This window comes from Streptosporangium sp. NPDC049644 (assembly GCF_040675205.1).
Lineage (GTDB): Bacteria > Actinomycetota > Actinomycetes > Streptosporangiales > Streptosporangiaceae > Streptosporangium > Streptosporangium fukuiense.
The window spans coordinates 1-9500 of sequence record NZ_JBFAOJ010000172.1; the positions used below are offsets into that span (position 1 = coordinate 1).

General features: G+C 72.2%; 1 protein-coding gene. It reads left to right on the top strand.

Annotated elements, in window-relative coordinates:
* On the top strand, positions 1–9500 hold a 9500-nt coding region (locus AB0J58_RS43030), incomplete at both ends, for a type I polyketide synthase (protein ID WP_364227246.1).

Here is a 9500-nt window from a genome sequence, read left to right on the forward strand (position 1 = left end):
AGGTCGGTGGTGGTGGCCGGTGAGGTCGTGGCGGTCGAGGAGTTGGTGGAGCGGCTGGGTGCGGATGGTGTGCGGGTCCGGCGGATCGCGGTGGATTACGCCTCGCACTCGGCGCAGGTCGAGCTGCTGCGTGAGGCGCTGGCCGAGGCGCTGGCAGAGGTGGCGCCGACCGCTGTGCGGGTGCCGATGTTGTCCACGGTGACCGGCGAGTGGGTGGAAGGGCCGGAGCTGGACGGCGGGTACTGGTGTGAGAACCTGCGCCGTACGGTGTCCTTCGCTCCGGCGGTCGGTTCGCTGCTGGAGCAGCGGTATCGGGTGTTCGTGGAGGTGAGCCCGCATCCGGTGCTGACGGTCGGCATCGGCGAGTGCGTGGACGAGGCCGATGTCGCCGCGGTGGTCGCCGGGACGCTGCGCCGCGATGAGGGCGGCTTGGACCGGGTGCTGACCTCGGCCGCAGAGCTGTTCGTCCGCGGCGTGCGGGTGGACTGGCAGTCGGTGCTGACCGGTGGCCGCCGGGTGGACCTGCCGACGTATGCCTTCCAGCACCAGCGGTACTGGCCGAAGGCCCGGCAGAACGGTGATGCCCGCGTGCTGGGTCTGGCCGCGGCGAGGCACCCTCTGCTGGGGGCCGCCGTGGGCCTGGCCGACTCCGACGGGGTGCTGCTGACCGGGCGGTTGTCGCTGTCGTCGCATCCGTGGCTGGCCGATCACGCGGTGGCCGGCACGGTGATGGTGCCGGGCAGCGTGTTCGTGGAGCTGGCGATCCGGGCCGGTGACCAGGTCGGCTGCGACGTGGTGGAAGACCTGACCCTGGACGCGCCGCTGGTCCTCGGCGAGCACGACGCGGTGGCGGTGCAGGTGTCGGTGGGCGAGCCGCAGGACTCGGGCCACCGGACCGTCAACGTCTACGCGCGTTCGGCGGAGGCGGCCGAGGACGCGCCGTGGGTGCGGCACGCCACCGGCACGCTCGCCACAGATGCCAGGGCCGCCGTGCCGTTCGACACGGCGGTGTGGCCGCCGGCCGGCGCGACCGCGATCGAGCTGGACGGGCTGTATGAGATGACGGAGGAGGGCTTCGCGTACGGTCCCGCGTTCCAGGGACTGCGGGCGGCCTGGCGTGGTTCTGACGGCGAGGTCTTCGCCGAGGTGAGGCTGCCGGAGCAGGTCGGCGAGGCGGGTGCGTTCGGGCTGCACCCGGCGTTGCTGGACGCGGCGCTGCATGTGGTGCCGTTCGCCGGGCTGGACGACGCCGAGGGCGGCCGGTTGCCGTTCTCCTGGGGTGAGGTGTGCCTGCACGCGGGCGGTGCTTCGGTCCTGCGGGTGCGAGTGGCCAGGACCGACGGTGACGCGGTGTCGCTGGTCGCGGTGGATGCGACGGGTGCGCCGGTGGTCTCGGCACGGTCGGTGGTGCTGCGGCCGGTTCCCGCCGAGGGACTCGCCGTCTCCGACGGTCGTGTGGCCGGGCGGAATGAGCTGTTCCAGGTGCACTGGATGGCTTTGGCCGATCTGCCGGAAGCCGACCAGATGCCGGTGGCGGTGCTCGGCGGGGACATGGATCTGTCGTCGCCGGCAGAGGCCGGTCCGGTCCCGGGTGTGGTGCTGACGGAGATCGTCGCGGACCCGGCGGTCGGCGTGGACGAGTCGGCGCATGAGCTGACCGCCCGCGTTCTGGACCTGCTGCAGCGGTGGCTGAATGACGAACGCTTCAGCGACTCGCGGATGGTGGTCCTCACCCGGAACGCACTGGTGACCGGCGCGCAGAGCGAGGCGGCGCCCGACCCGGCCGTGGCGGCGGCGCGAGGACTTGTCCGCAGCGCCCAGTCGGAGAACCCGGGCCGGTTCGTCCTGGTCGATGTGGACGGTCAGGAGTCGCTGCAGGACGTGCTCGGCGTGCTGCCCGGCCTCGTGGCGTCGGGTGAGCCGCAGGTGGCGGTGCGCGAGGGTGAGGTGCGGGTTCCGCGCCTGGCTCGTGTGGCACCGGCCCAGGAGGCGGCGGAACGGCCGTGGGATCCCGAGGGGACGGTGCTGATCACCGGCGGTACCGGTGGTCTGGGCGCGCTGTTCGCCCGGCACGTGGTGGCCGAGCGCGGCATGCGCCGTCTGCTGCTGACCAGCCGCCGGGGGCCGGATGCTCCGGGAGCGCTGGAGCTGCGGGCCGAGCTGATCGCGCACGGTGCCGAGGTGGAGATCGCCGCCTGTGACATGGCCGACCGTGACCAGGTCGCGGTCCTGCTGGCCGGGATTCCGTCCGATCACCCGCTGACCGCGGTCATTCACACCGCCGGCGTGCTCGCCGACGGCACGATCCCCTCGTTGTCGCCGGAGCGCCTGGACACGGTCCTGCGGCCGAAGGCGGACGCCGCCTGGCATCTGCACGAGCTGACCAAGGACCTGGATCTCGCGGCCTTCGTGCTCTTCTCCTCCATGGCGGGAGTGATGGGCAACGCAGGTCAGGGCAACTACGCGGCGGCGAACGCGTTCCTGGACGCGCTCGCCGAATCGCGCCGGGCGTACGGGCTGGCCGGTTTGTCGCTGGCGTGGGGCCTGTGGGAGCAGGAGACCGGGATGACCGGTGGCCTGGGAGCGATCGAGCTGCGCCGGATGGCGCGGGCGGGCATGCCCGCGCTGACGGCCGAGCAGGGCCTGGCGGCCTTCGAGGTGGCCGCCACTTCGGGTCAGGCGTCGGTGGTGGCCGCGCGGCTGGAGCTCTCGGCCCTGCGGATGCTCGGTCACGTGCCGCATCTGATGCGGGGCCTGGTCCGGGTGGGCCGCCGGGCTGCGGTCTCCACCTCGGCGGGCGGGAACTCCGAGCTGGTGCGGCGCCTGGCCGGACTGGCGGAGGCCGAGCAGGTCCGGCTCGTGGTGGATCTCGTTCGCGCTCAGGCGGCGGCGGTGCTGGGGCACGACTCGGCGGAGGCCGTCGAGGCGCGGCGGGAGTTCCGTGAACTCGGCTTCGACTCGCTCACCGCCGTGGAGCTGCGTAACCGGCTCAATGTCGCGACGGGCTTGCGGCTGCCGGCGACGGTGGTGTTCGACTATCCGACCCCGGCCGTCCTGGCGCGGTACCTGGTATCAGAGCTGCTGGGCCGGCAGGATCTGGACACTGTGTCCGGCATGGTGGCCGGGCCGAGGGCCGTGCTGGCGGACGATCCGGTCGTGATCGTGGGCATGAGCTGCCGGTTCCCCGGCGGAGTGGACTCACCGGAAGACCTGTGGCGGCTGCTGTCCAATGGCGAGGACGCGATCTCGCCGGTCCCGGCCGATCGCGGCTGGGATCTGGAGATGCTGTCCGGCACGGGGCTCGACATCCAGGGCGGGTTCCTGGCGGATGTGGCGGGGTTCGACGCGGGGTTCTTCGGGATCTCGCCGCGTGAGGCGCTGGCGATGGACCCGCAGCAGCGGCTGTTGCTGGAAGGCGTGTGGGAGGCGGTCGAGCGGGCCGGGATCGACCCGGGCTCGCTGAAGGGTAGCTCGACCGGCGTGTTCGTGGGCACCAACGGCCAGGACTACGCGAGCCTGGTCATGAACGTCCAGGCCGACGTGCAAGGTCACGCCATCACCGGTATGGCGGCCAGCGTCCTGTCGGGTCGCCTGTCCTACACCCTGGGCCTGGAAGGGCCTGCGGTGACGGTGGACACCGCGTGTTCGTCCTCGCTGGTGGCGTTGCACATGGCGGCGCAGGCCCTGCGCTCGGGCGAGTGCGGCCTCGCGCTGGCCGGCGGTGTCACGGTGATGACCACCCCGCTCGGCTTCATCGGGTTCGGCGCACAAGGAGGATTGGCCCCCGACGGCCGATGCAAGGCGTTCGCCGACACCGCCGATGGTACGACCTGGTCCGAGGGCGTGGGCGTACTGGTGCTGGAGCGGCTGTCGGACGCGCGCCGCAACGGCCACCAGGTGCTGGCGATCGTCCGTGGTTCGGCGATCAACCAGGATGGCGCCTCCAACGGCCTGACCGCGCCGAACGGTCCGTCGCAGCAGCGGGTGATCCGTCAGGCGCTGGCCAGCGCCGGTCTGTCGCCCGCCGAGGTGGACGCGGTCGAGGCGCATGGCACCGGCACGACGCTGGGCGACCCGATCGAGGCGCAGGCACTGCTGGCCACCTACGGCAAGGACCGGCCCACGGACCGGCCGCTCCTCCTTGGTGCCATCAAGTCGAACCTCGGTCACGCGCAGGCGGCTGCGGGTGTCGCGGGTGTGATCAAGATGGTGCTGGCGATGCGGCAGGGCATGCTGCCCAAGACGCTGCACGTCGATACTCCGTCCTCGCATGTGGACTGGGGCTCGGGCGCGGTGGAACTGCTGACCGAGTCCGCCGAGTGGTCGCGGAACGGTCATCCGCGCCGGGCGGGTGTGTCGTCGTTCGGGATCAGCGGCACCAACGCGCACGTGATCCTGGAGGAAGGCCCCGCAGGCCGACAGGTCGAGGCGCCCGCCGCGGATGGTGTGGTGCCGGTGCTGGTGTCGGCCCGTACGGCGGAGGTGCTGCGGGCGCAGGCCGACCGTCTGGCCGCGCATGTGGAGAGCCGCGAGGTGGCTCTGGCCGATATGGCGTTCTCACTGGCCACGACGCGGTCGGCGTTCGAGCACCGGGCCGTGGTGCTGGCCGCGGACCATGACAGCGTGCTGGCCGGTCTGCGCGCGGTGGCGGAGAACCGTCCGGGCGCCGGTGTGGTGCGCGGAGTCGCGAGGTCGGAGCCGAGGCTTGCGGCGCTGTTCACGGGTCAGGGCAGTCAGCGGGCCGGGATGGGCCGGGAGCTTTACGACCGGTTCCCGGTGTTCGCGAAGGCGCTTGACGAGGTGATCGCCGAGCTCGACCCGCTGCTCGACGGGTCACTGCGGGAGGTGCTGTTCGGCGAGGCGGAGGAACTGCACCAGACCGGCTGGGCCCAGCCCGCGCTGTTCGCGGTGGAGACGGCGCTGTTCCGGCTGGTCGAGTCCTGGGGGGTGCGGCCGAACGTGCTGGCCGGCCACTCCATCGGGGAGATCACCGCCGCGCACGTGGCCGGGGTGCTGTCCCTCCAAGACGCGTGCGCCCTGGTCGCGGCACGGGCCCGGCTGATGCAGGCGCTCCCGCCGGGCGGTGCGATGGTGGCGGTCCAGGCCGCCGAGGAGCAGGTCGCCGGGCTGCTGGCCGGGCGTGAGGGCGAGGTGTCGGTTGCGGCCGTCAACGGCCCTGCGTCGGTGGTGATCTCCGGTGTCGAGCAGGTCGTCCTTGAGGTGGCCGCCGCCCTGGCGGAGCGCGGGGTGAAGACGAGGCGGTTGCGGGTCTCGCACGCGTTCCATTCGCCGTTGATGGAGCCGATGCTGGCGGACTTCCGCACGCTGGCGAGCAGGCTCTCCTACAACCCGCCGCGCATCCCCGTGGTCTCCACCCTGACCGGAGAGGAAGCCACGGCCGAGCAACTGTGCTCCCCGGACTACTGGGTGGACCAGGTGCGCGGCGCGGTTCGCTTCGCCGATGGCGTGCGTGCCCTGCACGCGCAGGGCGTACGGGCGTATCTGGAGTTGGGCCCCGACGGCGTCCTGACCGCCATGGCCCAGGAGACCCTGGCGGACCCGGACCTGGACGTTGTGCTGGTGCCGGTCCTGCGCAGGGACCGGGGCGATTACGAGACCGCCACCGAGGCGCTGGCTCGCCTGCACGTGCACGGCGTGCCGGTGACCTGGGAGACGGTGCTCCCACGCGGGCGCCGGGTCGAGCTGCCCACCTACGCCTTCCAGCACGAGCGGTACTGGCCCGAGCCCGGCGCCACCGCCAAGAGCGCCGCCGGGGCCGATCCGGTGGACGCGGAGTTCTGGGCCACCATCGAGCGCGAGGATCTCCAGTCCCTCGCGGCCCGGCTGGATGTGGAGCAGGAGACGCTCGGCGCGGTGCTGCCGGCGCTGACGTCGTGGCGCCGGGCGCGGCGCGAGACGTCCGTCGCGGACTCCTGGCGATACCGCGTCATCTGGAAGCCGCTGACCAGCGTCTCGGCGGCCGTCGTGCCGGGCTCCTGGCTGGTCGTCGTGCCCGCGGACCTGGCGGGTGACGCCTGGGCGGAGTCCGTGGTCCAGATCTTCGGGACGGCGGCCGTACGGCTGGACGTCTCCGCGCCGGACCGGGCCGCGCTCGCCGAGCAGGTGCGCGAGCGCCTTGGCGCACAAGAGGGACCGGCCGGAGTGGTGTCGCTGCTGGCGCTGGGTGAGACCGCCGGTGTCTCGGACGGGGCGGCGCTGACGGCGACCTTGCTGCAGGCGCTCGGCGACGCCGGTGCCGAGGCGCCGTTGTGGTGCCTCACGAAGGGCGCGGTTTCGACCGGCCGGTCCGATGCCGCGCCGAGCCCGGCTCAGGCGGGCGTATGGGGCCTTGGCCGGGTGGCCGCGCTGGAGTACCCGCAGCGGTGGGGCGGCCTGATCGACCTGCCCCAGACGCTGGACCAGCGGGTGGTGACCTGGCTGGCGGGCGTCCTCAGCGTGCCCGGCTCCGAGGATCAGGTGGTGATCCGCTCGACCGGCGTCTACGGCCGCAGGCTGGCTCACGCTCCCTACCGGGGCACCGACGCCACGCCGCGACCGCGCGGCACGGTCCTGATCACCGGTGGCACCGGCGCGCTCGGTGCTCACGTGGCCCGAGGGCTGGCCGCCCAGGGGGTCGAACATCTCGTACTGACCAGCAGGCGGGGCATGGAAGCCGACGGTGCGGCCGAGCTGCGCGACGAGCTGACCGCGCTGGGCGCCCGGGTGAGCATCGTGGCATGCGACGTGGCCGACGCGGACGCGCTCGCGGCCGTACTGGCGGACATCCCGGCCGAGTACCCGCTGACCGGGGTAGTCCATGCTGCCGGCATCAGCCCGGCGAACAGCCTGGACGCACTGGACGCCGCCGAACTGGCCGAGGTGATGCGGGCGAAGGTCGTCGGCGCGCTGAACCTCGACGCGCTGCTGGGCGACCGCGAGCTCGACTTCTTCGTGCTGTTCTCCTCGATCGCCGCGGTGTGGGGCAGCGGTGGCCAGGCGGCCTACGCCGCCGCCAACGCCTCCCTGGACGCTCTCGCCGACCTGCGGCGGGCGCGCGGAGCCACGGCGACCTCGGTCGCCTGGGGCCCGTGGGCCGGGGACGGCATGGCCGCCGCCGACGGGGCACAGGACTACCTGTCCAGGCGCGGTGTGCGAGCGATGGCGTCGGGAGCGGCCGTCACCGCGCTGTGGCGGGCGGTCGCCCACAGGGACGCGACGGTGGCGGTCGCCGACATCGCCTGGGAGCAGTTCGCCCCGACGTTCACCGCCGCACGGCAGAGCGCTCTGCTCGGCGATCTGCCGGAGGTGCTGAGCCTGGTCGAGGCGGGCCTCAGCCTCCGGGAGGAAGAGCAGTCGGCCGTCTCCGCTCTGCGGACGCGGCTGCGTGAACTGCAGGCGGACGAGCGGTCACAGGTCCTGCGGGACATGGTCCGCGAGCAGATCGCCGTGGTGCTGCGGCACTCCGGTGCGGAGGCGGTCGAGGTCGAGCGGGCCTTCAAGGATCTCGGGTTCGACTCGCTGACCGCGGTCGAACTTCGCAACGCCCTTCGCGCGGCGACCGGCTTGAGCCTGCCGGCGACGATGGTGTTCGACTACCCGACGCCGGCCGTCCTGGCGGACTTCCTGCTCGCCGAGTTGCTGGGCGAGCAGACGGATGCGGGGGTGCCGTCGGCGGTGCTGCCGGTGGCGGACGATCCGATTGTGATCGTGTCGATGGCCTGCCGCTATCCGGGCGGGGTGAGCTCTCCGGAGGATCTGTGGCAGCTGGTCGCCGAGGATCGGGACGCCATCACCCCTCTGCCACGGGACCGAGGCTGGCAGTCGCGTGGAGAGTTGGACTTCGAGGGAGGATTCCTCCTCGGCGCGACCGACTTCGATCCTGGGTTCTTCGGGATCTCGCCGCGTGAGGCGCTGGCGATGGACCCGCAGCAGCGCCTTCTGCTGGAGACCTCCTGGGAGGCGATCGAGCGGGCGGGGATCGATCCGGTCTCGTTGCGCGGCAGCCGTACCGGCGTGTTCGCAGGAGTGCTCTACCACGACTACGGGTCGAGCGCCCAGTTCCCGCCGGATGTGATGACCTTTGTCAGCACCGGTAGCGCCGGGAGCATCGTCACCGGCCGTGTCGCCTACGCGCTGGGCCTGGAGGGTCCGGCGGTGACGGTGGACACCGCGTGTTCGTCGTCGCTGGTCGCGATGCATATGGCCGCGCAGGCGCTGCGCTCGGGTGAATGCAGTCTGGCGCTTGCGGGTGGTGTGACGGTGATGGCCACTCCGGGGGTGTTCATCGACTTCAGTGTCCAAGGCGGGCTCGCCGCCGATGGGCGGTGCAAGGCGTTCTCCGATGCCGCGGACGGCACGGCCTGGTCTGAGGGCGTGGGTGTCCTGGTGCTGGAGCGCTTGTCGGACGCTCGGCGCAACGGCCATGAGGTGCTCGCGGTGGTGCGTGGGTCGGCGATCAACCAGGACGGTGCGTCCAACGGGTTGACGGCGCCGAACGGTCCGTCTCAGCAGCGGGTGATCCGGCAGGCGCTCGCCGCCTCCGGGCTGTCGTCGGCCGAGGTGGACATGGTCGAGGCGCACGGCACGGGGACGACGCTGGGTGACCCGATCGAGGCGCAGGCGCTGCTGGCGACCTATGGTCAGGACCGGCCGGAGGGCCGGCCGGTGCTGCTGGGGTCGATCAAGTCGAACATCGGTCACACCCAGGCGGCAGCCGGTGTGGCGGGTGTGATCAAGATGGTCATGGCGATGCGGCACGGGGTGCTGCCCAAGACGTTGCACGTGGACGCGCCATCGTCGCATGTGGACTGGTCGGCGGGCGCGGTGGAGCTGTTGATCGAAGCCAGGGACTGGCCGGAGGCCGGGCGCCCGCGTCGGGCGGGTGTGTCGTCGTTCGGGATCAGCGGTACCAACGCGCATGTGATCTTGGAGCAGGGGTCGGAGGCTCCTGAGGCGGAGTCGGGTGGTGAGGATCGGGCTCCGGCCGCGGGTGTGGTGCCGTGGGTGGTGTCGGGTAAGACCGAGGAGGCGCTGCGGGCGCAGGCGGGTCGTCTGGCGGCGTTCACGGATACGCGCGGCGAGCTGGGCCTGGCGGATGTGGGCTTCTCGCTGGTGTCGTCGCGGTCGGCGTTCGAGCACCGGGCCGTGGTTATCGGCGCCGGCCATGAGGAACTGCTGGCGGGGTTGGGTGCGGTGGCCTCGGGTGAGCCGGTGGCCGGTGGCGCGGTTGAGGGTGTGGCCGATGTCGTTGGTAGGTCGGTGTGGGTGTTCCCGGGTCAGGGGGCGCAGTGGGTGGGGATGGGTGCTGCTTTGCTGGAGGAGTCGGGGGTGTTCGCCGGGCGGATGGCGGAGTGTGCGGCGGCGTTGGAGCCGTTCGTGGACTGGTCGGGGTGGTCGTTGCTGGAGGTGGTGCGTCAGGTGGAGGGTGCGCCTTCGCTGGATCGGGTGGATGTGGTGCAGCCGACCTCGTTCGCGGTGATGGTGTCGCTGGCGGCGGTGTG